We start from the raw sequence: 25,035 nt of genomic DNA on the forward strand, positions 1-25,035 counted from the left end.
AATATCAATTCTCCTTTCTTGTTTTTAAATCGGACTCCCATTTGTCTGAAGACGGGTAGTATGCGGTGATAATCCAGAGCTGTTCGTGATTGGAACCAACTACAACATGTAATGGACATTTTGTATTTAGATTTCCAAGTGTTAAGCAACTAGGATATGGATAGTCATTAGGGTATTCCTCAATTATTTCACCGGTCATGATACATGCTATTACATCGTCAATAAGGATACCACGTTGCTCAAGTCTTTTTGACGCATGCAGCGTTAAATAAATATTGTCGGGAGTACACAAACCTCTAAGTTCATCAATTGTAAGACACATCTGTTATTCTCCTCATATGAATTAATTATAATTATAGTAGTATTTGGAGAGATTAGCAATGCTATTCTAAAAATTCACTAATTTACCTTAATTAACTCCTTGACAATCATTTATGACAAGAATATAATACATTATGACAAACAAAGTTGTCAAACAGACAAAAATAATTGTCACACGGAGGCGCTATATGACACTGAAGAATCGTTTAAAGGAACGCAGGGCCGCGCTGAATGTCAATCAACAGGAGATGGGCAGGCTGTGTGGTGTGTCGAGACAGACAATCAGCCTTATAGAAAGAGGCGACTATTCACCATCAGTTACCCTGGCACTGACGATAGCAAAGGTGTGCGGTGTTACAGTTGAAGATGTATTTTATTTGCAGGAGGAAGATGAAGATGGAGAGAAATGAGATTAAAGAAGCAAACCGTAAGGCTATGCCGGGATTTCTGCTTCTTGCACTCGTGGGAGCAATTGTGGGTGGTATTGTTGGATTTTATTGCTCAAAATATGATGTTGATCAGTTGGCAGGCAGCATGAAAAGCGCGGGAACATTTTTCGGCAAATATGTTTCGAGCTGGATATTGCTTGCTATAGCCGTCATCACACCGATAGTGGTCATACCTGTTTATAAAAAGACAAAAAGGCTGCTTTTGGCATGGGATGGAGAGGATGAATCCATATGCGACATCGCAGAGAAGAAGCTTAATACGGTACTCATGATAAGCGGCATTGCATTGATATGTGCATTTTTCCTTATCAGCGCAACATATTCAGGGGGATTTGCAATGATTGAAAAACATTTGAATATGTATGTGCTGGGAATTGTGACATTTCTGATAATACTGGCTGAGGGGGTAATCATCCAGCAAAAGGTAGTTGATATTACCAAAATAATGTATCCGGAGAAAACTGCTTCGGTATATGATCTGAAATTTCAAAAGAAATGGGTAGACAGCTGCGATGAAGCAGAAAAAATAATGATAGGCAGATGTGCCTTTGAGGCATTCAAGGTGACCAATTCAGTATGCGGGGCATTATCCGTTATTCTGGCAATAAGTGCTTTGATGTTTGATATAGGATTTTTACCATCATTTGTCGTCTGTCTGATCTGGCTTATCAACCAGTGCGTATATTGCAGGGCTGCGGCAAAGTGCTCTAAAGTACTTTAAGGTGACCTGATGCAGTAGGGAGGTAGGCTATGGATAACACATGGTTCATTTATTATTTGCTTTTGATGCTTATAATATTATATCTTCCGTGGAAAAGACGGAAACGATATGCAGCAAAAAGAATTATGAAAAAAGGCAAAATAAACAATAGTCAAAGGAGTGCAGGAAAAATTATGAGAGAATTAGCAGAACGTTTTATAGGAAAAGATGTCTATATCAATTTATTGGATGGAAGAGCTGATGGAGTAATAAAGGAAGTTACAGATAATGGAATTGTGTTGGAAAATAAAAATGGAGTGCAGGTAGTGAATCTCGATTATGTTGTGAAGCTGCGTGAATATCCGCATAATAAAAAGGGAAAACGTGGCACGATTATGGATATGTAGTGACAAAACATGAAAAGGTGGCTGAATTTCCGGGCAAATAGTTCAAAGCAAATGGTTGCAAAATAAATACGATTAAACAGGTGGGAATAGGGGTGTTTTTGAAAAAAAGCATAAAAAATGCTGCATACGTGTTATACTACATTATATAGATGTCGTATGAAATATGAACGATAAACACATAAATAAACACAGGATATGAGAAGAAATCGCAATCACAAATATATTTTGTGAAATACAACAATTGCTCTCTCATAGGAAAAGGAGATAAAAATGCCGGAAAACAGTAGCTGTAGCAGCGCGGGAAGCTGCACAAAATCAAGCTGCGAGGGCTGTCCATCACACAATGGCGGACCACAGAGCTTCCTCGTAGAGCAGAATAAATTTTCAAACATCAAGCATGTAATAGGAGTTGTCAGCGGAAAGGGCGGAGTAGGAAAATCATTCGTCACATCCTCACTTGCGGTAAACATGGCAAAGAAGGGCTATAAGGTAGGTATCCTTGATGCCGATATCACAGGACCGTCAATACCAAAGATGTTTGGTGCACATGACCAGATACTCGGAGACGAAAACGGCCTGATGAATCCGTATGAGACAAAAGAGGGCATCAAGCTCATCTCAGTAAACCTGCTCATGGACAACGAGGAGGATCCGGTTATCTGGAGAGGCCCTGTCATTGCCGGAGTAGTAAAACAGTTCTGGAATGAGACAGCATGGGGCGATATAGACTATCTATTCGTTGATATGCCACCGGGAACAGGCGATGTACCTCTTACCGTATTCCAGTCACTCCCGGTAGATGGAATCGTAATCGTCACATCACCGCAGGAGCTTGTCAATATGATTGTCAAAAAGGCATACAATATGGCAGAGGCAATGCACATCACAGTGCTTGGTGTGGTAGAAAACTTCAGCTATCTCAAATGCCCTGACTGCGGCAAGGAGATAAAGCTTTTCGGAGAGAGTCATATAGACGAGATCGCCAAAGAGCTTTCAGTACCGGTACTTGGCAAGCTGCCGCTTGATACATCATATGCAGCTATCGCCGATAAGGGAGATTTCTACAGCATAGAAAACGACCACCTTGCAAAAGCAACAGAAGTACTTGAGCGCATTTAAATATTTCGTAATGAAGCAGGCATATATCCGCCGGGGGCGGTATATATGCCTGTACTCTTAAATATTAAACTTTCTTTAAATATGCAATTTCCCTATTTACATTTCGTTCCATTGGCTTCATAATCATATTACCCACGGATTAAACAATAGTTTTCATACTGAAAATTTACGAAAACAACCAAAAAAGGTAAAAAGAGTTAATTTTATTATCAATATTTACCCAAAAACAATATTTTTGACGTCAATTTTTATAAAAAAATGCTCTTGTTTTTGTGCATATTTTTGACTATATTATCATGTAGTAAAGAGAAGGTAAAAGAAAGGCAAATAGGAGGAAAAGATGAAGAAAATATTTGATGTATTGAATGTCGTTAAACAAAAGCTCTTTGTAAAGAAAGACAAGATTCATTCAGAAAAATATTATCGCAGAATTGATTTTTTAAATAAATATTCGCTTTTATTCCATGCAATCATAGCTATGGCTATCGTATTTATAGTAGAGATTATCTCGCGCAGGAGCTTTATCTCTGCATGTAAGTTCGTAGATGCACATACACTTGCGTTCATGTACAACTCATTTTTAGTGTTTGTATCATTTTCACTTGTGTATCTGTTCAGGCGCAGGGCTTTTGCAAGGGTAATAATCACAGGCTTTTGGACTATTCTCGGAATCATCAACGGCTGTGTGCTTTCAAACCGTGTCACACCGTTTGGCTATACTGATTTAAAGTGTATTCCGGAGCTTTTAGCCATGAACAATACCAGCTATTTTACAGCGCAGCAGGCTACAATAGTTGTATTTGGACTTGGCGCATTTGCACTGTTTCTTGTGGCACTTTTTATCAAGGGACCTAAATATACAGGCAAAATCCGTTATGCAGGCGTTTCAGTGGCATTTTTAGCACTGCTTTTCGTAGCAATCCCTGTCACAACCAATGTGGCACAGAATACCAATGTAGTTGCCAGCTACTATTCAAATATCGCTCAGGGCTATGATGATTATGGCTTTGTATACTCATTCTCATCTACCGTAGTGGACCGTGGAATGAAAAAGCCTGAGGACTACAATAAGCAGAATGTGGAAGATGTGGAGCAGAAGGTCAATTCACAGAAGCAGACCACCACAGTGGACGGAAAGACCGGTCCAAACATCATCTGTGTGCTTTTAGAGTCATTCTGTGACCCGGATGAGATTAATTTCCTTCAGGTGAATGAGGATCCTATTCCTACATTCCATGAGCTTGAGAAAAACTATTCAAGCGGATATCTGACTGTACCTGTAGTCGGAGCAGGAACTGCAAACACAGAGTTTGAGATGCTTACAGGTCTCAGCATGCAGTATTTCGGTACAGGAGAGTATCCATACAAGACTATATTAAAGCAGACAGATTGCGAGAGCATTGCCTCAGATTTATCTAAGATTGGATATGCAACACACGTAGTGCACAACAACGGTGGTAATTTCTACAGCCGTACCAATGCATTTTCACAGATGGGCTTTGATACCTTTACCAGCAAGGAGCTCATGAATATCACAGAGTATACTCCAAATGGAAGCTGGCCTACAGATGATATCCTTGTCAGCGAGACAATGAAGACCTTTGATGCTACACCGGATCAGTCTGATTTTACTTATATCATCACAGTTGGCACTCACGGAGATTATCCAAAGGAGCCTGTTATCGAGAATCCTACATACACCGTATCAGGTGTTGAGGATGAGGGCATGAAAAATGCATGGACATATTATGTAAACCAGCTCAACGAGGCTGACCGCTTCATCAAGGAGCTCACAGATGAGCTTTCTAAGAGAGATGAGGACACCATCGTTGTTATGTTTGGCGATCACCTCCCTACAATGGGACTTCAGAATTCTGATATGAAGTCAGGTGATATCTACAAGACAAAGTACATCACATGGAACAACATGGGACTGGCAAAGGAGGATGCTGATCTTTATGCTTACCAGCTTCTTGCCCAGACTACAGACACTGTTGGTATCCATGAGGGAACTATCATGAACTATCATCAGACTCAGATGAACAGTACAGATGAGGCATCATATCAGGATGGTCTTGACCTGTTACAGTACGATATTCTTTATGGAAAGCGCTACTGCTACAACGGCGTAGATTTATATCCGGCTTCAGATCTTGTCATGGGAATTGACAAGGTGGACATTACAAATGTGTCTGATTCATCGACCGGTGATACAGTATATATTTACGGTCACAACTTTACCAACTGGAGTAAGGTTTACATCAACAACTCCAAGGTGGCTACAACTTATCTCTCAGCAGGTGTGCTTGCTATCAATAAGGAAGACATCAGTGATGGTGATGAGATAACCGTGTGCCAGGTTGGATCAAGTGATACTATTTTCAGAAAGTCTGAGAATGCGTATACATATGTGGATCCTGCCGTGGAGCACGACAGTGAGTCTGAGACAGATGAACCGACAGAGAACCAGTAGATTTTAATGAACATTTTCTTGGGAGGACTGGGCGCAGGTCCCGGGTCCCAGTGAGGAGTGGCGACATGTACTCTCGCGTTCGCTACGCTTCACAGCCAAGATTCTGTACGAAATTATGCTTTTAGGGTTTCTATGCTTGACGAAACCGGATTATATGCGCCGTCCATGGCGCATATAATCCTTGCCCCGCCGTCCTTGGCGGGGCATTTCTGCGTTTCATGGGCATAATTTCTACAGTATCTAGGCAGCTTCGCTATGCGCTCACGCGAGAGCACATGCCGCCACTCCACACCGAGACCCGGGACCTACGCCCCTTACATTGTGGCAAAATTGTAGCGTGTGTAAAATATAGGTATGATGCTTCTTAAGATATAATTAATGGGTTGAAAATTGTGTATATTGATGATACAATTTCTACGGTTAAGAGTTTGGTAGGATTTACTGACGTGACAGATATCTGCAGGCCGGTGAAGTATATCGAATCTATTACTTTAACTTTAGAAATTAAGAATCTAAGTATGGAGGTGAATTTCATGGACAGTAGTGATGGTCTTGGGCGAAGTAAGAACAACATCGGTGCTGATATACAAGTGAGTATTGTATTGGCAGGCATAGTGGATTCTGTCCGTGGAAGGCTTCATCACCGGACAGTTTTTAGAGGTACAGTGTAGGATATTTAGGAATATTTAGGAATATCAGCTTACACTGTGCTGTGTTTTGCTGTGTACAAATGCATACTTGTTTATATATCAGGGCACCGTTAGGTGCTTTTTTCGTGCGCAGATTTATGGAGTGCACGGGTTTCGTCCTTTCTATCATGGAGTAATTTTTATGCTTCAAAATCTCGGGATTTTGGAGAACCGCATATAGTTTTTATGTGGAAAATGCTATCGGAAATGAGAAAGGAGAGAAATAGACATGAATACAAAGAAATACGAAGAGCTTCTTGTTCTTTTGAGAAGCCACAAAACGGATAAGGAAATTCTGGAGGTTTTGTCAGATTATCATGAGAATGATATTGCTGATATGCTTGCAGGAATGAACGAGAAGGAGCGAAAACGTCTGTACAGGCTCCTTGGCACACAGCGGACTGCGGAGATTTTTGCATATCTTGATGAGCCACAGGCATATTTTGATGAGCTGTCTGTGGAGCAGGCTGCAAGGGTAGTATCGTTTATGGATTCGGATGATGCTGTCGATTTGCTTGAAAATCTGGAGGATGAGGACAAGAAGGAGATTGTAGAGCATCTGGATGAGGAAGCAGAAAAGGATGTCAGGATGCTTCTGTCATATGACGATGATGAAATCGGCAGCTATATGACAACCAACTACATCTGTATTCCGAGCGGTCTGACAGTGAAGCAGGCGATGAGTCAGCTTGTGAGGCAGGCGGGCGAAAACGACAATATCATGACTATATATGTGGTTGATTCAGATGAATGCTTTGCGGGAGCTATTGATTTAAAGGATTTAATCACAGCCAGGGAGGGCATGAATCTGGAAAGCATTATAGCCCATTCATATCCGTATGTGCTCGACCATGAGAAAATCGATGATTGTATTGACACAATCAAGGACTACGCTGAGGATTCAATTCCGGTGCTCTCAAAAGATAAGCATATACTCGGTGTCATTACATCTGATGATATTGTAGAGATGGTAGACAATGAGATGGGTGAGGACTATGCAAAGCTCGCCGGACTGACCGCAGAGGAGGATCTGAAGGAAACCACGCTGCAGAGCATGAAAAAGAGAATGCCGTGGCTTATCATCCTGCTTTTCCTTGGAATGATAGTGTCTTCCGTAGTTGGAATATTTGAGAATGTGGTAGCGGCTTTGCCGATAGTCATCTGCTTCCAGTCGCTGGTGCTTGACATGGCAGGAAACGTAGGAACACAGTCACTTGCTGTCACAATCAGAGTACTCATGGATGAGAATTTAAGCGGTAAGCAGAAGCTTTTTCTCGTAGTAAAAGAGGTAAGAATAGGCCTTGTAAATGGTGGCTTGCTCGGAATAATGGCACTTGTATTTCTGGGAATATATGTGCATCTGTTCAAGGGCTACACATGGCTCGGAGCATTTGCGGTATCAGGCTGCGTAGGAGTTTCACTGCTTGTGGCAATGGCAATTTCAAGCCTTGTGGGCACCGTGATTCCGATGTTTTTCCACAAGATAAAGATTGACCCGGCAGTTGCGTCAGGCCCGCTTATTACGACAGTGAATGATCTGGTGGCAGTTGTGACTTATTATGGACTGGCATTTCTGTTCCTGATTGAATTGTAAAATTTGTCGTATTACACAAACATTTAGAATATATCTTGACAAGGGTGTGCATATACTGTATATATTTATATATACAGTATATGCACACCTATTTTGATTGTGGGAAAGCAAAGGAGAGAGTTATGCTAAGGGTTCATGAATTGGATAAGGAAATGTCCGGGGAGGACAGGTTTCATCTGGAAAATATATCGTTTCATTTGCCAAAGGGCTACATATGCGGCCTTGTAGGAGAAAACGGAGCAGGCAAGACAACGCTTTTGCGCTGCCTGATGGGACTGTATAGGTCAACAGGAGACATAGTGATAGATGGACACGATTTAAACAGCGATGAGGCAGCCGCCAGAGGAGAAATAGCGGTAGTATGTGATGAGGGATTTTTTGATGAGAATATAAATCTCGAAAAGCTCGGAAAATACTATGGGCAGATGTATGTGCGGTTTGATATGGAAAAGTACCTGGGATGTCTGGAAAGATTTAACCTTGATAGAAAGCAGAAATACAAAAAACTGTCAAAAGGTATGAAAATCAAAGCGCAGCTTGCATTTGCACTATCGTATGGAGCAAAGCTTTTTTTGTTCGATGAGCCTACTGCAGGGCTTGACAAGCACTTTAGGGAGGATTTTTTAAGGCTGTGTACAGAGCTTGTGTCGGATGGTGGAAAAAGCATTATCATTTCTTCTCATATTACGGAGGATCTGGACAGAATAGCAGACTATATTGCATATATGCAGGCCGGGAGGCTGCTGTTTTTTAAGCCTAAGGATGCTGCGTGTGAGCATTTTCGGATAGTTACAGGACCTGTATATAAATGTAAGCTGATACCAAAGGAAGCAGTGGTTTACATGGAAGAAGGAACATACAGCTCCACTGCCATGGTTATAAGGGATAAATGTATTCTGGTAGACAGAGAGCTTCAGGAGCATACTCCGGATATCAGGGAGCTGATACATTATCTGGTGAAAGGGGGAAAGGAAAATGCCGAAAATATTGTGGAAAAATATTTTGGATAGCAGCAGGCGTGATCTTGTTTTGGCCATAGTTATGATACCATTATTCTGGCTTGGAATTACAGAAGGCTCATTTGGAGGCCTGAATCAGGTAATGTATATATACAATTTGATGATCAGTATTTTTTCCATTTTCAGCAATCATAATAGAAGCGCGTTCGAATTGCCACAGTATATGTATCTGGCTCCGTATTCAAGAGAACAAAGACAGCATTACATACAAAAAATGTTCAAATACAGATTCCGTGTGTCGTATATAGTGCTGCTTTTACTTATATTAATCACAGCAATGATCAGCCCTGATAAGACTCTGACAGTATCGGGAATAGTCTATTATATGTGTGAGATGCTTGTAATGGCAGGTATTTTGTATTGTACTTCATTTGACAATTATCTGGGCAGCGTGAATCCGGGCAGATTAACGACATTTGATGTAATCATGTTTATGTCTGCGGCGGTTGTTGCCGCAAGCTATGACCAGAATGACAGCTCGCTGGATTTGGTTCAGATATTAATTTCTTTAGTGATAGGTGTGTTTTTTATATCGATGATTGTATCCTACAGGAAAAAATATTATGACGATATTGTTCGCTGTATGGCAGATTACGAGTTTGCGGAATCAAAAAAAGACAAAAAAATTGCGTAGAGGTGTGTATGAAAATAGTCATTTCAACAACAGTGAGTATGCCAATATATGAGCAGATTATAAATCAGATACGCGATGCAGTGGTAAGCGGTGAGCTTAAGGCAGGCGATGGCATGCCGTCGATCAGAGTGCTGGCAAAGGAGCTGGCAGTCAGTGTGATTACGACAAAGCGTGCTTATGAGGAGTTGGAAAAGGAAGGCGTAATAGAGTCGGTGCCGGGGCGTGGATTTTACGTGTGCGAGCAGAAAAATGATCTTTTGCGTGAAAAACAGATGATGAATCTTGAGAACAGGATGTCAGAGCTGCTTGCAGATTGTGAGAATGCCGGAATGACCTTGAAGGATATAATAGATATGGTTCGTGTATTGGGAGAAAAATAATGGATGAGACAATTATAAAAATAGAAAATGCCGCTTTAAAATTAAAAAAATTTGTGATTAAGCCTGCAAATTTAGAAATACCAAAGGGCTACATTGTAGGCATACAGGGAGAAAACGGTGCGGGAAAGACCACACTGCTTCATATGATGCTTGGAATGTATGACAAAATGAAGGGCAAAATATACATAGACGGTCTTGATGTTGTAAAAAATAAGACCAAGGTAAAAGAGCTTGTAGGAATAGTGTCGCAGGACAGGAAATTCTACCTGTCGCAGGATGCCAATGGAAACGAAAAAATATACAGTCCATTTTATAAGAACTGGGATAGTGAGGAGTATCACAGGATGCTTGCACATTTGGAGCTTTCCCCAAGACGCAGATTGTGCTCGTTTTCTACAGGAGAAATGATAAAGTATCAATTTGCATTTGCGGCAGCATACAGACCAAAAGTGCTTCTGATGGATGAGCCGACTGCCAATCTCGACCCGGTGTTCAGGGATGACTTCTTAAAATTACTGCAGGAATTTGTGGCAGAGTATGAGATGACAATACTCTTTGCCACGCATCTGGACGAGGATTTGTCGAGGGTGGCAGACTATGTTATAGATATAAAGAACGGAGAATATTCAATGCGTGAGATGCTAGAGTAGCTTATAGTAGTTGGAAAAAATATTATGATACCGGTCATACTTGGACAGCTTTCAGCAATTCTTATGAGAGGGGCAGATTATGGATGGCATGTAAAAAGCTGGCTCGATTTGGGACTGTATACACCGGTTATGGTGGGAATTGGTTTTTTGATTTTTAAGGAAGCTGAGCATAGATGGCTGTGCTTTAAGGCAGTAAGAAATTAAGCCTGCAAATAAAAAGAGTTTTTATTGGCTTTATTTGGTAACTAGTGTATACTATTTGCATATAACAGCTTTGTTAAGCAGATATAAATACGCATAAAAGAAAGGTATAAACATGGACATCGTATTAGGAAATTACAAAGGCTTAAAGGCAAACATCCCTTATATTGCATATACAGAGGATGATGTTAATTCACAGATAGCTACACTTCTCGCAGGAAATCCTGTCAGGGAGCAGAAAACAGGCCCACTTGCGATGGGCGACACGGCAGTAATCGACTACGAGGGCTTTAAGGATGGAGTTGCGTTTGAGGGCGGAAAGGCTGAGAAATACCCTCTCGGAATCGGTTCAGGCTCTTTTATTCCGGGCTTTGAGGAGCAGCTAGTAGGCATGGAAATCGGTGAAGACAGAGACATCAATCTCTCATTCCCTGAGCAGTATCATGCGCCGGAGCTTGCAGGCAAAGCGGTTGTTTTCAAGGTTAAGCTGCACGAGATTTACAATGAGAAGGAAGCAGAGCTGAACGATGAGTTTGCAGCATCTCTCAATTTCCCTGAGGTGCAGTCAGTGGAGGATTTAAAAAAATATATCAATGAGTATCTTGAGTACCAGGTAGAGGCAAGAAAGGCTGATGCGGCAAGAGAAAAGCTCTATGACCAGATTCTTGAAAGCAGCTCATGCCTTGTTCCACCACAGGCAGTAGAGACAGCGGTAAATATGCAGCTGCAGCAGATGGCGGCATCATTTGCACAGCAGGGTGTGGCTATGGAGCAGTATCTTCAGATGACAGGCAAGACTATGGACAGCTTAAAGGATGAGCTCAAGCCGGTAGCACAGAAGCAGGCAAAGCTTGAGGCTGTTCTCGATGAAATCATCAGAGTGGAAAATATCACTGTATCCGACGAGGAGATGGATGAGCAGTATGAGCTTATTTCACAGAAGTATGGTCAGCCTGTTGACGTCGTAAAGCAGGTGCTTCCAAAGGCACAGCTCAAGCCGGATTTACTTCGTATGAAGGCATCACAGCTCATCATCGATGCGGCTGAGATTATCATGGAAGAAAGCGCAAAATAATGTATAGAATATTTTTGGTTGAGGATGACGAGACCATAGCAAAGCTTGTCAGAAGACATTTGGAAAAATGGGATTATGATGTGCATGTGGTACAGAAATTTGATGCTGTAATGTCAGAGTTTGCAGCATTTGATCCGCAGCTTGTGCTTATGGATATCGGTCTGCCGTTTTACAATGGGTATCACTGGTGTACGGAAATCAGAAGGGTATCAAAGGTTCCTGTGGTTTTCCTGTCATCCGCAGCTGATAATATGAATATAGTGATGGCTGTCAGCATGGGCGCAGACGATTTTATAGCAAAGCCGTTTGACCTCGAGGTGCTGACGGTCAAGATACAGGCTATCATCAGGCGCTGCTATGATTTTGGCGCAAACAACAGTGTTTTGGAGCATAATGGCGCTATGCTCAACATATCTGATGCCACCATAACCTATGGCGACAAAAAGCTCGAGCTTACAAAGAATGAACTCAAAATATTGCAGACACTTTTTGACAACAAAGAAAGGATTGTATCACGCAGCCTTCTAATGGAGAAGCTGTGGGAGAGTGATGCGTATGTGGACGAGAATACACTTTCGGTGAATGTCAACAGGCTGCGTAAAAAGCTGGATTCTATAGGGCTTGAGAGCTTTATTGTCACAAAAAAGGGGCTTGGGTACAGGCTGGGGTGAGAGGTCATGACAAAAACACAAAACAAACCGCATCTGACAAACTTTATAAAACAAAACTATATATGGATTCTGATGATAGTCACAATGTCATGCATCCATTTGCTTTACATGTACCTGATTGGTGCGCGCAAACAGGATATGGTATATGCGGCAGTGCTTGATGCAATACTTCTTCTGATAACAGTTTTGGTTGGATTTTTCAGATATAGCAGCAAGGTAAAGGCTCTAAGCAATGCCTTAAAGCGTCCGGTTGAGGAGCAGGCACAGCTTCCGGAAGCAACAGATGATGTGGAGATACTTTATCACCGGCTGCTGGAAAATCAAAGCATTGCAAGAAGTGAGTCAGAAAGCAGTGCTGCAGTCAGGCAATCCCGGATGAGAGACTACTATTCTATGTGGGTGCACCAGATAAAGACCCCGATATCGGCTATGAAACTACTGCTTGAGGCAGAGCGGGAGGAGCTTGGGCAGCTGATATGTGATGAGGAACAGAGTCAGTGCCAGACAGCGGATATGACCGGTGGGAATATCAGTGCTGCCGGATTAAATGATGCCGCGAAACAGCAGGCTGCATTTAAGGAGCTGTCGGATAACCTGGACTCGTTTGAGGATGAATTGTTCCGCATAGAGGAATATGTCAGCATGGCGCTGCAGTATCAGCGTGTGAGCAGCACCGAAAATGATTTTGTGCTTGAAAAAGTCAGTCTGGATGGTGTCATACGTGATACCATTAAAAAATATGCAAAAATTATGATCAGAAGGCATATTGGGATAAATTATTCAGGTACAAAAAAACAGGTATATACCGATGAAAAATGGCTTGCATTTATACTGGAGCAGATACTTTCAAATGCCATAAAATATACACCGCAGGGGTTTGTTACAATAGAAACTGCAGAGGAAAAAGACCGGTTTTTTATCACAATAAAGGATACCGGAATAGGAATCAAAGCAGAGGATCTGCCGCGTGTTTTTGAAAAGGGCTACACAGGCTACAATGGTCATGCCGATAAGAAGGCTACGGGAATTGGACTTTATCTGTGCAGGCAGATGGCAGACAAGCTGGGGCATACAATCCGCATGGAGTCAGAGCTTGGAAAAGGAACTAAGGTGTGGATTGGGTTTGATCTGGATTATGCGGATACGAGGGATTAGGATTTATTTGGAAAATAAATAATTAAAAAGCGAGAGGAATAAAAGAGGATCAGCACATCTGTGCCAATCCTCTTTTTTCTACTCCAGATTAAGTTTTCTTGTCATATTGTATATCGAGCCTGCGACATACACCACAGTGAGGATCAGCGATACGGCAAGTGCACCGATGACCACTCTGTTCATAAGACCTGTAATCTCCTGTGAGTTTAATACCGTTAAAATATAGGTGATAGATCCCTTTGATGACAGCGGAATAAAATATGTAAAAATCATCACTATAATATTTGCGACCTGACCGATCACATAAAGTACAATGAAAGTAAGCACAGAGTAAGCATCTTTGCTTCCATTTGCCCTATAACCGGTAGTAAGGCTGAAAAACAGCATCGAGATCGTGTAGAGCAGAGATATTACTGCAATACTGCCAAACATTACAACAGGACTCGCTGTAAATCCGGCATTGGCAAATTCATCAGACATGCCTCTTATAATATCTCCAATCCATGCAAAGCCCCGGTTTATTATAGAAAATGATAAAATAGCAACTATCAGGTCGAGTATAAAAAGTACAAAGGCTGTCAGGAATTTTGACACATACAGCATCCATGGCTCCACAGGCAGCGTATTCATGAGGTAGCCTTCGTCTTTTAACAGATTGCGTCTGAAGTAAAGAACTATGATCACAAAGCTGCAGATCAGCATGGCGATCATTGACAGGCTATGCAGTATCCAAAAGAATACGGATACAAGATCCAATTTAAAGCTTTCCGAAATTATTTCTATCAGGGCTGACACAAACACCAGTGCATAAAGTCCGATATGTTCCTTGAATTGTTCCCTGAAATCATATTTAATTAATTTTAACAGCATGCGAACACCTCCCTGAAAAGCTCATCAACACTTTTCTTGTAATTAGTGCGGATATTGTCTACGGAATCGTTTAGGAAAATACCGCCATCTCTGATAAATACCACATCATCGAGCACTTTTTCTATATCACTTATAAGATGAGTTGTGATAAGAATTGTTGAATCTTCATTATAGTTTTCGATTATTGTGCGTAAAATATAGTCTCTTGCGGCAGGATCGACACCGCCCATAGGTTCATCGAGCAGATAAAGCTTTGCATCCCTGCTCATTACAAGTACGATCTGTACTTTTTCACGCATACCCTTTGAGAGGCTTTTGATCTTTGCCTGTGGATCAACTCCGAATTTCTCGAGCATGGCATTTGCACGCTCAAGTGAGAAATCAGCATAGAAATCCTTGAAAAATGCAATGATATCACTCACCCTTTTTGACGGATTAAGATATGTCCGCTCAGGAAGATATGATACCATAGCCTTGCTCTTTGCTCCAACAGGCTCACCGTCTATCAGTATCTGCCCCGTGTTTGGCTGTAATACTCCGGCAAGCATCTTTATCAGTGTACTTTTACCACTGCCGTTAGGACCGAGGATGCCGATAATCTTTCCACCCGGAAAAGTCACATTCATATTTTCGATAACTTTATGGCTCTTATAGTTTTTGCTTAGACCTTTGATTTCAATACGTTCTGCCATTTACATCACTCCTTTTTTAAACTTTTAAGATAATTTTCATATACAGTAAGGGACTGTTCCGGTGTAAAACCTACCTTTTCCATCCCTTCACAAAACTCACTGCACAGCTTATGTGCCAGATCATTTTTTAGTGAGTCAGCCTGATTTCCAATGTCTGCGACAAATCTGCCTGAGGTACGTCTCGACTCCAGATACCCGTCACGCTCAAGCTCGGATAGAGCCTTTTGCATGGTGTTTGGATTTACACCGGCTGACAATGCCAGCTCTCTTACGGATGGCACTTTGTTGCCTGGCTTTAGGCTGCCGTTTGCAATATCCATCTTGAACCGGTCTATGATCTGTAGGTATATGGGCGTTTCGTTGTTAAAATTCCATTCCATCATTTCACCTGCCTTTGTACTATTGTATTATTTGATTAATACAATAATACATATAAGGTTATTTGTCAACTACAAATTAATTTCTTACAAAAATGTAAGATACGAGGTCGAAATGTAAGCTGATTCGATAGCATACATTCCGGTCTTTTGTTATTATAATTACATGAAGCGGCAACAATGTAAGTTGTGAAGCCGATTATGACGTCATATTTAAAATAAAGCTAACAAAATAAAAGTTTAAATAACATTGTAGAAATAATCGCGAAGGAGCATTGAAATGGCAATCTTGGAAGTAAGTAACCTCAAAAAAATATATACCACCAGATTTGGTGGCAACCAGGTACAGGCATTGAAAAACATCAATTTCTCTGTAGAGGAAGGTGAGTATGTGGCAATCATGGGAGAGTCCGGCTCAGGAAAGACGACACTATTAAATATTCTCGCGGCACTTGATAAGCCGACAGCGGGAGAGGTACTCTTAAACGGAAAGAACCTTGTCTCATTGAAGGAAAAGGAGATATCAGCCTTCAGACGTGAGCATCTGGGCTTCGTATTTCAGGACTTTAATCTGCTTGACAATTTTTCATTGAAGGACAATATCTTTTTACCACTTGTGCTGTCAGGTGTGGACTATAGGGATATGGAAAAAAGGCTTGCACCTATAGCTTCACTGCTTGGAATTGAAAAGCTGCTTGATAAATATCCATACGAGGTGTCAGGAGGACAGAAGCAAAGGGCAGCAGTGGCACGCGCAATAATAACAAATCCTGAATTAATTTTAGCCGATGAGCCGACAGGAGCACTGGATTCAAAGGCAACAGACAGTCTGCTTAGGCTGTTCAACAGGATAAACGAGGACGGACAGACAATTCTCATGGTGACACACAGCACGAAGGCTGCAAGTCATGCCAACAGGGTGCTTTTCATAAAGGACGGTCAGGTGTTTCATCAGATTTATCGTGGCAATCATACAAATGACGAGCTTTATGTGAAGATTCAGGATGCACTTATGCTGATTACGACAGGTGGTGAGAAGCATGAATAAAATATATAGCAGGCTGGCATTTACAAATATAAAGAATAATAAGACTCTCTATATGCCTTACATTATATCGGGAATGGTCATGATAGCCATGTTTTATGTGATGATGTTTCTAAACAACTCAAAGGGACTTGGCAAGGTGCCGGGCGCGGATGCACTGGCGTCGATAATGGGGCTTGGATGCGGAACAATAGCGGTTTTTTCATATATATTTCTGTTTTATACAAACAGCTTTATCATCAAAAGGCGCAAGAAAGAGGTAGGAATATACAATATTCTTGGCATGGAAAAGCGTCATATTGCGAGAGTTTTGTCAATTGAGACACTTACTGTGGCACTCGCAGCAATAGCATCTGGAATCATAGCCGGGATTTTATTTTCCAAGCTGATGATTATGTTTCTCTATAGGATTATAAATATTAAAGCACAAATTAATTTTAATGTATCTACTAGCGCTGTCGTAAATACAATACTTATTTTTGGAGTGCTATATTTTCTTACTCTCATCTATAACCTGATGCAGGTGAAGCTTGCTAATCCGATAGAGCTGCTTCGCGGGGGCAATGTCGGTGAGAAGGAGCCAAAGAGCAAATGGTTTATTGCTATTATCGGTCTGCTTTGTCTGGCAGGGGGATATTATATTGCAATTACCACAAAGAACCCACTGCAGGTGCTTTCCCTGTTCTTTGTAGCAGTACTGCTTGTCATCGTCGGAACGTATCTTTTATTTATTTCAGGAAGCATTGTAATACTTAAGGCACTCAGGAAAAACAAGAAGTTTTACTATAATAAAAAGCATTTTGCGGCGGTTTCAGGAATGATTTACAGAATGAAGCAGAATGCGGGCGGACTAGCGAGTATATGCGTGCTTTCCACAATGGTGCTGGTTGTTGTTTCCACAACCGTGAGCATGTATGCGGGCATGGAGGGAGAACTTAAGCAGAGATATCCTTCGGATATCAGTGTATATAGCTGGTATAAGGAAGTGCCGGATGATGTGAATCTGGATGATGCACTTAAAGAAGCTGCTGCAGATTCGAATAAAATAATAGCTGACTCTGCTTGTAATGTTAAAGACAGCAAAAGCTACACTTATTTTAGCTGGACAGTGTTTAGAGAGGGGACAGAGTTTAAGCCGGTGTTAAGTTTCGATAACGATATTTCCTTGTTGTATTTTGTCACAGGAGATGAAATTGATAAGATGGAGACCGGCTTTAAAGAGAGGCTGAATAAAAAAATCCCACAGCTTGATACCGGTTCAGTGACTGTTTATGGAACAGAAAAGTTTAATGGCGATATAATTAATCTGTTGGGCAAAGAATTTAAAGTGGCTGCGTCAGAAAAAACTGCTGTAAGTAAAGACAGCTATATGTCCTCTATGTATAGTGGTGTGTACTATGTAGTGGTAGACAGCAAGGCAACACTTGCAGAGATATTTAACCTGAACAGCTCGCTGGGAGAGGGTAGTGTGCCGACTATGCTCAACAATGAAATTGATTATAATCTGTATGGCAGCAGTGAGGATAAGCTTGCTGTGGCAAAGGCCCTGGATAAGCATTTTGAGGAAAATAGTGTAAAATCAGATGTGTCAGGCTTCTATGTGGAAAGCCGTGATGCAAACAGAGAACAGATTTATGTATTTTATGGTGGCCTGTTCTTTATCGGAATATTCCTTGGAACGATGTTTCTTATGGTTACTGTGATGATTATTTTCTATAAGCAGATTTCAGAGGGCTATGATGACAAAGCACGCTATGAGATTATGGAGAAGGTAGGCATGAGCAATGACGAGGTGAAGAAATCCATTACTTCACAGGTGCGTATGGTATTTTTCCTGCCGATTATACTTGCTGCGTGTCATCTTGCAGCAGCATTTCCTCTGCTTCGCAGACTGCTTGTCATGTGCAATCTTACGGATGTTAAGTTAATTGTAATCTGCATGACTGCTACGCTTTTTGTGTTTATGGTCATATACTATATTGTTTTCAAGATTACTTCGAGGGCATACTACAGGATTGTGGGAAACCAGATTTAGGGGTTTCATATGAATTATTAATGCGCTATAATAAAACATAGCTATGATGCGTAAGAATATGAAACGAGAGGAACAAGCAGTATGAGCATGACAGAAACAATTAAACTTTACGACAGTGATGCATATGCCACAGAGTTTGAGGCAGATATTTTATCCTGCGAGCCGAACAAGGCAGATGATAAGCACTTTGATATAATATTAAATCAGACTTTATTTTTCCCGGAGGAGGGCGGACAGAGCCCGGACATGGGAATACTTGGTGGCTACAGGGTTGTTGATGTGCAGATTAAGAATGGCGTCATTACACATACTGTGGAGACCTTAGCAGGCGATTGCTGCGAGGTAGAAAAGGAAGCTGAGCTTGCAGCAGGAGTCCATGTACAGGGCAAAATAGACTGGCAGCATCGTTTTTACAATATGCAGCAGCACAGTGGAGAGCACATTTTTTCGGGAATTGTCCATAGCAGATTTGGATTTGAGAATGTGGGATTTCATCTGAGTGATTCTGTAGTGACAATGGATTTCAGTGGAGTGATTTCACCGGAGGATATAGCAGAGGTGGAGCATGAGGTAAATGTGGCCATCTCAAAAAATATTCCGATAGAGGTTACATATCCGTCAAGGGATGAGCTTGCGCAGCTGGAGTACAGAAGTAAAATCGAGATTGAAGGACAGGTCAGAATAGTGACAGTGCCGGGGTATGATGTGTGTGCATGCTGTGCGCCGCATGTGAAGCGTACCGGCGAGATAGGCATGCTTAAGGTTATGAATTATCAGAACTATAAGGGTGGCGTCAGAGTCAGCATCCTCTGTGGCTTCAGGGCATTAGAGGCTTTCAGACAAAAGTGCGACATCATTTCAGAGCTCATGGGGATATTTACCACAAATCAGGTGGCTATTGTGGATAACGTCACAAAGCTTAAGTCAGTAAACCAGTCACTTAAGTCAGAGCTTGGTACAGCAAAGTCAGCGCTTTTGGGTTACAAGGTAGCAGAGCTTCCAGCTGATACGGACAATGCAGTATTGTTTGAATGCGGCATTGATACGAATACAGCAAGAAATTGTGTCAATGGCCTTGTGGAGAAATACAGTGGCTTTAGTGCATTTTTTATGGGAAATGATGAAGAGGGCTACAGCTTTATTATCGGAAGCAAGAATGCAGACTGCAATACAGTTGCTGCAGCGCTGAGGAATAAGCTGGGCGCCAGAGGCGGCGGTAAGCCGGTTATGGTGCAGGGCTCTGTAAAGGCAGCAAAGAGCGAGATTGAGGAAGTGCTAAAAGAGGTGCTTTAACTTTTAAAAGCGGTTTCAAGACATTTAGTCTTGAAACCGCTTTTATTGTAAAAATTATACCCAAGGTTAATTATATATCCTGCAGATTAATGTATTTTGGTGTATTGAAGTGACGCATTGTTATCTCGCACAAATCGGCACTGTCGTCACGCATAACAGCAGATAATATAGCCTGATGCTCTTCAATGGTATTTTTCATTCGACCTTCGTGGGCTAAGGATTTGCAAGCAAGATTCTGGATTTTATAAGTATGAGTTTTATATATTGCATTAAAGGTTGCATTTTTATTGTAGGCGACGATAGTCTCATGAAATTTGAAATCATATTTCACAAATTCCTTTATATCCGCAGTAGTATCAAAAATTTTTTTCTGCTTCTCTAATAAAAACTCAAGCTCATCAATGATTTCCCTGCTTTTTTGAACGTTATTCTTATAATCCTCTGTCAGGGTGTATATGCAGAAAAACTCGATTGCAGAACGTATCTCGAAGGTCTCCTCAATATCCTGTTCGCTCATCTGATGCAAGGCAAAGCCACGGCTAGGCAGAATATCTATATATCCTTCGGATTCAAGCTGCTGAAGCGCAGAGTGAAAAGGTGTACGCGATACACCTATATCAGAGCATATTTTTCTTTCTGAATATACACAGCCTTCTTCCAGCTCATTATTTAATATCATTTTTTTTACATGTTCATAAGCTGTTTCTTTAAGATTATTTGAAGCTATCATATTATTTTCCCCTAAAAAAATATTTCAAATAACTATATTTATAGCAAAGTTACCTTCCTAAGTTTGATAAAATTTTAACACGGGTATACCGGTATGTCAATGGTTCTGGAAAAATCAATTAGTATTTATTCACAAAAATATGTGGCATAAAATATATTTTATTTACAAAAATAAAATAGCGTATTGACTGGCATACCGGTATGCCGTACAATGTAATTACAAAGAACGAGAGCAGTTCACATGGCTAATGAGCTGCATTACACAAAAACGAATACAAATATCAAACATATGTCAGACCGGTATGACAGACAGTAAGAAAGGATGGTTTCAAAATGAAAGTAGGATTTATAGGATTAGGAATTATGGGACGCCCAATGGCAAAGAATTTACTTAATGCAGGAGTAGAGCTTGTTGTTTCAGATTTGAATACAGAGGCGGTGAACGAGCTGGTTTCTCTTGGTGCAGAGGCAGGTACTTATGAGCAGATTGGTCAAAAGTGTGATATCATTCTTACCATTCTTCCAAATGGAAAGATTGTACAGGATGTACTTTTCGGTGAGAGCGGAGTCAGCAAGACACTTACAGCAGGAAAGCTCGTATGTGATATGTCGAGTGTTACACCTACAGAGAGCAAAACATGTTATAGTAAATTAAAAGAGCTTGGAGTCGGATTTGTTGATGCTCCGGTGAGTGGTGGAGAGCCTGGAGCGATAGCAGGAAGCCTTGCAATTATGTGCGGTGGTGATGAAAAAGATTTTGATGCTTTACAGGAAATCTTCGGTATTCTCGGAAACAGTAGTTTACTTATCGGACCAAGCGGAAGCGGAAGTGTAACCAAGCTTGCAAATCAGATTATTGTAAATCTTGGAATTGCAACAGTCTCAGAAGCGCTTGTTCTGGCTACAAAGGCGGGAGCTGATCCGATGAAGGTTTACAAGGCTATCAGAGGTGGTCTGGCAGGAAGCGCAGTGCTCGACGCAAAAGCACCTATGATGTGTGCCAGAAATTTTGTACCGGGTGGAAAAATCAGTATAAACCATAAAGACATTAAAAATGTTGTAAATACAGCACATGATCTTGATGTACCTCTTCCACTCACAGCAGAGCTTTTTGAGATCATGCAGGCACTCAAGGTAAGCGGACATATGAACGATGATCACGCAGGAATTGTCCAGTACTTTGAACAGCTTGCAGGAGTTGAGGTAAAATCAGACATCACAGAATAAGAGAGGTGCAGATATGCTGACAGGTTATCCATTATTAATAGCATTTATAATAAGTGTAGTCATCTTGCTGGTATCTATCATCAAATTTAAGGTAAATCCATTTATAGCAATGCTTTTTACCAGTATTGTGACTGGATTTCTCGTAAAGATGCCAATTAATGACATTGCCAACACAATATGTGCAGGATTTGGCAATACACTAAAGAGCATTGGTATCGTTATAGGACTTGGTATCATTTTTGGAAATATTCTTTCTGAGGCAGGGGCAACGGAGGCTATAGCGAAAGGCTTGTTAAAGAAAACAGGAAATAAAAATGCAGCACTTGCAGTCACAACAGCAGGCTTTCTGATCTCTATTCCGGTATTCTTAGATGCAGCATTTATTATAATGATGCCAATAGTAAAATATGTTGCAAGAGCAACCAAAAAGAGCATTATGGTATTTGTCTGTGCGCTTGGAGTTGGAACGATAGTAGGACATGCCATCGTAATTCCTACACCGGGACCACTCGCAGTAGCTGCAAATGTGGATGCTGATATAGCAGGTTTCCTTTTCTATTCGATTATAGCAGGACTTGCAGCAATCATCGCCGGTGGATGGCTCTATGGAAAGAGATTTAACAGATATCCTGTATATCAGACAACAGAGGAAGATCTTGAAAACATCAGTACGGTAAAGAAAATCCCTACCTTCGGACGCTCAATGCTTGTACTTCTCTTCCCAATCGTACTGATTTTACTTGCAAACGTAGTAACATCAATAGTTGCAGAAGGAACATTAGCATACAATATTGTTTCATTTATCGGTGAAAAAGATATCGCTTTATTCCTCGGATGTGTATTTGCATATGCATTTTTACACAATTACATTGAAAAAGATTTCAATACTGTTGTAACTGAGGCGGCTGATTCGGCAGGACTTATTCTCCTTATCACAGGAGCCGGTGGAGCATTTGGTAATGTACTCAGCACAAGCGGAATAGGCGATTATCTCGTAAACGCTATGGGAAGCATGAACATTTCACCTATCGTATTAGGATTTGTACTGAGCGCACTGCTTCGTGTATCACAGGGCTCTACAACAGTAGCTCTTGTAACTACATCGTCAATCCTCGGAAGTGCAATCGCAGCATCAGGTGCATCACCTATCCTTGTAGGCCTTGCAATCTGCGCAGGTGGAATAGGATTTTCACTTCCAAACGATTCAGGATTCTGGGTAATCTCGAGATTTGCAGGAATTTCTGTATCAGACACGATAAAGAGCTGGACAATAGGTGGAACGATAGCAAGCTGCGTGGTATTTGCGGTAGTTATGCTTCTTTCGGTGATAAATGGTGTAGTTCCACTGCCATTCCTGTAAATTAAAAAATGCCTCTATGAGGCAGGCAATATAAATAACTTGATATTTTGCGAATAGACAAAGGAGAACAATTATGGCTGAGAAGACAATTTCTATAGATGTATTTGAGAAATATAATAAACCGGATGAGACAAAGCTCGATGAGCTTCTTAAAAAAGAGATAGAGAACAATGATACAAAGTTTGTTGTACTTGATGATGATCCGACAGGAGTCCAGACAGTACACGATATAAGTGTATACACGGACTGGACAGTAGAATCAATGAAAAAAGGATTCATGGATGATAATAAGGTATTCTACATCCTTACAAACAGTCGCGGTATGACAGAGGCTGAGACAACAAAGATTCACCATGAGATAATCGACGCTGTAGCTCAGGCAGCCGCAGAGACAGGTAAAAATTATCAGTTTATCTCAAGAAGTGACTCTACACTAAGAGGTCACTATCCTCTTGAGACAGAGCTTTTAAAAGAAGGCGTGGAGAAGAGCGGCAAGACCGTGGATGGCGAGGTATTATTCCCGTTTTTCAAAGAGGGCGGCAGATTTACCATCGATAACACACATTATGTAAAATACGGTGATGAGCTTGTTCCGGCAGCGCAGACAGAGTTTGCTAAGGATAAGACATTTGGATACACACATTCATCTATTCCTGAGTATGTCGAGGAAAAGACAAAGGGAGATTATAAGGCAGAAAATGTAACCTGCATAGCACTTGAAGACCTTCGTGCATTAAATATTGACAAAATCACAGAGCAGCTTACAAATGTGAAGGACTTTAACAAGGTATGCGTAAATGCTATAGATTATTGTGATGTCAAGGCATTCTGCGTAGCTCTTTACAGAGCCATGGCAGCAGGCAAGAGCTTTATGTTCAGAACAGCAGCAGGCTTCGTAAAGGTTGTAGGCGGTGTTACGGATATCCCTCTTCTTACCAGAAAAGAAATGGTAGTAAAAGAGACTGATAACGGTGGAATAGTTGTGGTAGGAAGCCATACAGCCAAGACCACAGCACAGCTTGAGGAATTATTAAAGCTTGAGAATGTTGTTCCGGTTGAGTTCAAGTCAAGTCTTGTGCTCGATGGAGATGAAGCATTTTACAATGAGGTAAAAAGATGTGTTGCAGAAGAAGAAAAAATCATTGCAAGCGGAAAGACTGCAGTATGTTTTACCGAGAGAAAGCTGCTTACAGTGGAAAATGATACAAAGGAAAGTGCTCTTATAAGAAGTGTGAAGATCAGTGACGGAGTACAGAGATTGGTTGGAGATCTTAGCATTACACCGGCATTTGTCATCGCAAAGGGAGGCATCACCTCAAGTGATGTCGGAACAAAGGCACTCAAGGTAAAATGTGCAAACGTTATGGGACAGATTAAACCGGGCATTCCGGTATGGCAGACCGGCAGCGAGAGCAGATTTCCACAGACTCCATATGTCATTTTCCCGGGAAATGTGGGCGAGGTGACCACATTAAGGGAAGCTGTGGAAGTGCTTAATGCGAAATAATTAACGAATGATTTAAGGAGAAAACGCATGATTACAGGACAAGTCAAACTGTGCAATGATATGGAGGCTATAAAATGCTTTAACAGGGCAATGAACGAACTGGAATGTGACGTGGATCTGCAGCAGGGACGTTATGTTATTGATGGAAAGTCTATAATGGGTATGTTCAGCCTAAGCCTTCTAGAACCGATAAACATTACAGTACACACAGATAATGAAGCTGAAATAGAGCCTATCAAAGACTATATCAGTGATTATTCGATAGAATAACAGGTAGATTATAAAACAAAGTGAAAATTATATGCAAATTCATTTGTGTGGGAATCAGATATAAATCACAAAAGCGGTTTCAGGACATTTCGT

At 41.1% G+C, this 25,035-nt stretch carries 27 protein-coding genes; 22 read left to right on the forward strand and 5 right to left on the reverse strand.

Translation table 11 applies throughout. From position 1 onward, the window contains the following. Nucleotides 1–4 precede the first annotated feature (4 nt). Nucleotides 5–322: a DUF4258 domain-containing protein gene (locus ACW6PM_RS01205; protein ID WP_456055934.1), complete on the reverse strand. Its 318-nt coding sequence runs from the start codon at nt 320–322 to the stop codon at nt 5–7. Nucleotides 323–509: 187 nt separating this feature from the next. On the opposite strand from ACW6PM_RS01205, the gene ACW6PM_RS01210 reads away from it, so the two are divergent. From ACW6PM_RS01210 to ACW6PM_RS01280, 15 genes are all read left to right on the forward strand, one after another. After that, complete coding sequence (locus ACW6PM_RS01210) at nt 510–731, forward strand: helix-turn-helix transcriptional regulator (RefSeq protein WP_055062359.1); 222 nt, start codon at nt 510–512, stop codon at nt 729–731. Beyond that, nucleotides 712–1,491 (forward strand): DUF3169 family protein, encoded by a 780-nt coding sequence (locus ACW6PM_RS01215; RefSeq protein ID WP_456055935.1) that lies wholly within the window; start codon nt 712–714, stop codon nt 1,489–1,491. Before ACW6PM_RS01210 ends, ACW6PM_RS01215 begins: the two co-directional genes overlap by 20 nt. 29 nt (nt 1,492–1,520) lie before the next feature. Continuing rightward, complete coding sequence (locus ACW6PM_RS01220; protein ID WP_456055936.1) at nt 1,521–1,877, forward strand: DUF6897 domain-containing protein; 357 nt, start codon at nt 1,521–1,523, stop codon at nt 1,875–1,877. Nucleotides 1,878–2,147: 270 nt separating this feature from the next. Then, entirely contained in the window at nt 2,148–2,996 is an 849-nt protein-coding gene (locus tag ACW6PM_RS01225; RefSeq protein WP_456055937.1) for a P-loop NTPase, read from the forward strand. A 340-nt stretch (nt 2,997–3,336) separates the two neighbouring features. Continuing rightward, nucleotides 3,337–5,469, forward strand: a complete 2,133-nt coding sequence (locus ACW6PM_RS01230) for an LTA synthase family protein (RefSeq protein WP_456055938.1) — start codon at nt 3,337–3,339, stop codon at nt 5,467–5,469. A gap of 533 nt (nt 5,470–6,002) precedes the next feature. After that, on the forward strand, nt 6,003–6,140 hold the full coding sequence (locus ACW6PM_RS01235; RefSeq protein ID WP_456055939.1) for a hypothetical protein: 138 nt from the start codon (nt 6,003–6,005) through the stop codon (nt 6,138–6,140). 247 nt (nt 6,141–6,387) lie between these two features. After that, entirely contained in the window at nt 6,388–7,752 is a 1,365-nt protein-coding gene (gene mgtE / locus ACW6PM_RS01240; RefSeq protein ID WP_456055940.1) for a magnesium transporter, read from the forward strand. 122 nt (nt 7,753–7,874) lie between these two features. Continuing rightward, complete coding sequence (locus ACW6PM_RS01245) at nt 7,875–8,762, forward strand: ABC transporter ATP-binding protein (RefSeq protein ID WP_456055941.1); 888 nt, start codon at nt 7,875–7,877, stop codon at nt 8,760–8,762. Further along, nucleotides 8,728–9,405 (forward strand): hypothetical protein, encoded by a 678-nt coding sequence (locus ACW6PM_RS01250; protein WP_308669472.1) that lies wholly within the window; start codon nt 8,728–8,730, stop codon nt 9,403–9,405. Before ACW6PM_RS01245 ends, ACW6PM_RS01250 begins: the two co-directional genes overlap by 35 nt. An 8-nt stretch (nt 9,406–9,413) precedes the next feature. After that, nucleotides 9,414–9,785: a GntR family transcriptional regulator gene (locus ACW6PM_RS01255; protein ID WP_012743847.1), complete on the forward strand. Its 372-nt coding sequence runs from the start codon at nt 9,414–9,416 to the stop codon at nt 9,783–9,785. Then, nucleotides 9,785–10,435 carry an ATP-binding cassette domain-containing protein gene (locus ACW6PM_RS01260; RefSeq protein ID WP_456055942.1) on the forward strand — a complete coding sequence of 217 codons (651 nt, stop codon included), beginning with the start codon at nt 9,785–9,787 and terminating at the stop codon, nt 10,433–10,435. Before ACW6PM_RS01255 ends, ACW6PM_RS01260 begins: the two co-directional genes overlap by 1 nt. A 24-nt stretch (nt 10,436–10,459) precedes the next feature. Beyond that, nucleotides 10,460–10,639, forward strand: coding sequence for a hypothetical protein (locus ACW6PM_RS01265; RefSeq protein WP_456055943.1), 180 nt, complete (start codon nt 10,460–10,462; stop codon nt 10,637–10,639). A 112-nt stretch (nt 10,640–10,751) separates the two neighbouring features. Beyond that, nucleotides 10,752–11,711, forward strand: a complete 960-nt coding sequence (gene tig / locus ACW6PM_RS01270) for a trigger factor (protein WP_456055944.1) — start codon at nt 10,752–10,754, stop codon at nt 11,709–11,711. Beyond that, nucleotides 11,711–12,382 carry a response regulator transcription factor gene (locus ACW6PM_RS01275; protein WP_307769662.1) on the forward strand — a complete coding sequence of 224 codons (672 nt, stop codon included), beginning with the start codon at nt 11,711–11,713 and terminating at the stop codon, nt 12,380–12,382. Before tig ends, ACW6PM_RS01275 begins: the two co-directional genes overlap by 1 nt. 6 nt (nt 12,383–12,388) lie before the next feature. Next, nucleotides 12,389–13,537, forward strand: coding sequence for a sensor histidine kinase (locus ACW6PM_RS01280; protein WP_456055945.1), 1,149 nt, complete (start codon nt 12,389–12,391; stop codon nt 13,535–13,537). Between the two features lie 78 nt (nt 13,538–13,615). Here ACW6PM_RS01280 and ACW6PM_RS01285 read toward each other — a convergent pair whose 3' ends face one another. The 3 genes from ACW6PM_RS01285 to ACW6PM_RS01295 are packed head-to-tail and all read right to left on the reverse strand — an operon-like array spanning nt 13,616 to nt 15,482. Beyond that, the gene (locus tag ACW6PM_RS01285) at nt 13,616–14,407 is read right to left on the reverse strand and encodes a hypothetical protein (RefSeq protein ID WP_456055946.1); all 792 of its coding nucleotides are present in this window, start codon (nt 14,405–14,407) and stop codon (nt 13,616–13,618) included. Next, nucleotides 14,398–15,099: an ABC transporter ATP-binding protein gene (locus ACW6PM_RS01290; protein WP_456055947.1), complete on the reverse strand. Its 702-nt coding sequence runs from the start codon at nt 15,097–15,099 to the stop codon at nt 14,398–14,400. The genes ACW6PM_RS01285 and ACW6PM_RS01290 overlap by 10 nt, the downstream gene beginning before the upstream one ends. Before the next feature lie 5 nt (nt 15,100–15,104). Further along, nucleotides 15,105–15,482 (reverse strand): GntR family transcriptional regulator, encoded by a 378-nt coding sequence (locus tag ACW6PM_RS01295; RefSeq protein ID WP_456055948.1) that lies wholly within the window; start codon nt 15,480–15,482, stop codon nt 15,105–15,107. 274 nt (nt 15,483–15,756) lie between these two features. Here ACW6PM_RS01295 and ACW6PM_RS01300 point away from each other — a divergent pair, with 274 nt between their 5' ends. The 3 genes from ACW6PM_RS01300 (at nt 15,757) to ACW6PM_RS01310 (ending at nt 19,849) form a co-directional block, all read left to right on the forward strand. Beyond that, nucleotides 15,757–16,524 carry an ABC transporter ATP-binding protein gene (locus tag ACW6PM_RS01300; protein ID WP_456055949.1) on the forward strand — a complete coding sequence of 256 codons (768 nt, stop codon included), beginning with the start codon at nt 15,757–15,759 and terminating at the stop codon, nt 16,522–16,524. Then, nucleotides 16,517–18,556: an FtsX-like permease family protein gene (locus ACW6PM_RS01305; RefSeq protein WP_456055950.1), complete on the forward strand. Its 2,040-nt coding sequence runs from the start codon at nt 16,517–16,519 to the stop codon at nt 18,554–18,556. The genes ACW6PM_RS01300 and ACW6PM_RS01305 overlap by 8 nt, the downstream gene beginning before the upstream one ends. Before the next feature lie 81 nt (nt 18,557–18,637). Then, the gene (locus ACW6PM_RS01310; RefSeq protein WP_456055951.1) at nt 18,638–19,849 is read left to right on the forward strand and encodes an alanyl-tRNA editing protein; all 1,212 of its coding nucleotides are present in this window, start codon (nt 18,638–18,640) and stop codon (nt 19,847–19,849) included. A 70-nt stretch (nt 19,850–19,919) separates the two neighbouring features. Here ACW6PM_RS01310 and ACW6PM_RS01315 read toward each other — a convergent pair whose 3' ends face one another. Beyond that, nucleotides 19,920–20,579, reverse strand: a complete 660-nt coding sequence (locus ACW6PM_RS01315) for a GntR family transcriptional regulator (RefSeq protein WP_456055952.1) — start codon at nt 20,577–20,579, stop codon at nt 19,920–19,922. Nucleotides 20,580–20,911: 332 nt separating this feature from the next. Here ACW6PM_RS01315 and garR point away from each other — a divergent pair, with 332 nt between their 5' ends. The 4 genes from garR to ACW6PM_RS01335 all read left to right on the forward strand — a co-directional run bounded on the left by garR (nt 20,912) and on the right by ACW6PM_RS01335 (nt 24,942). Next, nucleotides 20,912–21,805, forward strand: coding sequence for a 2-hydroxy-3-oxopropionate reductase (garR, locus tag ACW6PM_RS01320; RefSeq protein ID WP_456055953.1), 894 nt, complete (start codon nt 20,912–20,914; stop codon nt 21,803–21,805). A 13-nt stretch (nt 21,806–21,818) separates the two neighbouring features. Beyond that, entirely contained in the window at nt 21,819–23,165 is a 1,347-nt protein-coding gene (locus ACW6PM_RS01325; protein ID WP_456055954.1) for a GntP family permease, read from the forward strand. Nucleotides 23,166–23,238: 73 nt separating this feature from the next. Continuing rightward, nucleotides 23,239–24,672, forward strand: a complete 1,434-nt coding sequence (locus tag ACW6PM_RS01330) for a four-carbon acid sugar kinase family protein (protein ID WP_456055955.1) — start codon at nt 23,239–23,241, stop codon at nt 24,670–24,672. Nucleotides 24,673–24,699: 27 nt separating this feature from the next. After that, nucleotides 24,700–24,942 (forward strand): HPr family phosphocarrier protein, encoded by a 243-nt coding sequence (locus ACW6PM_RS01335; protein ID WP_456055956.1) that lies wholly within the window; start codon nt 24,700–24,702, stop codon nt 24,940–24,942. Nucleotides 24,943–25,035: the final 93 nt, after the last annotated feature.

The sequence above is a fragment of the Agathobacter sp. genome (assembly GCF_977054825.1).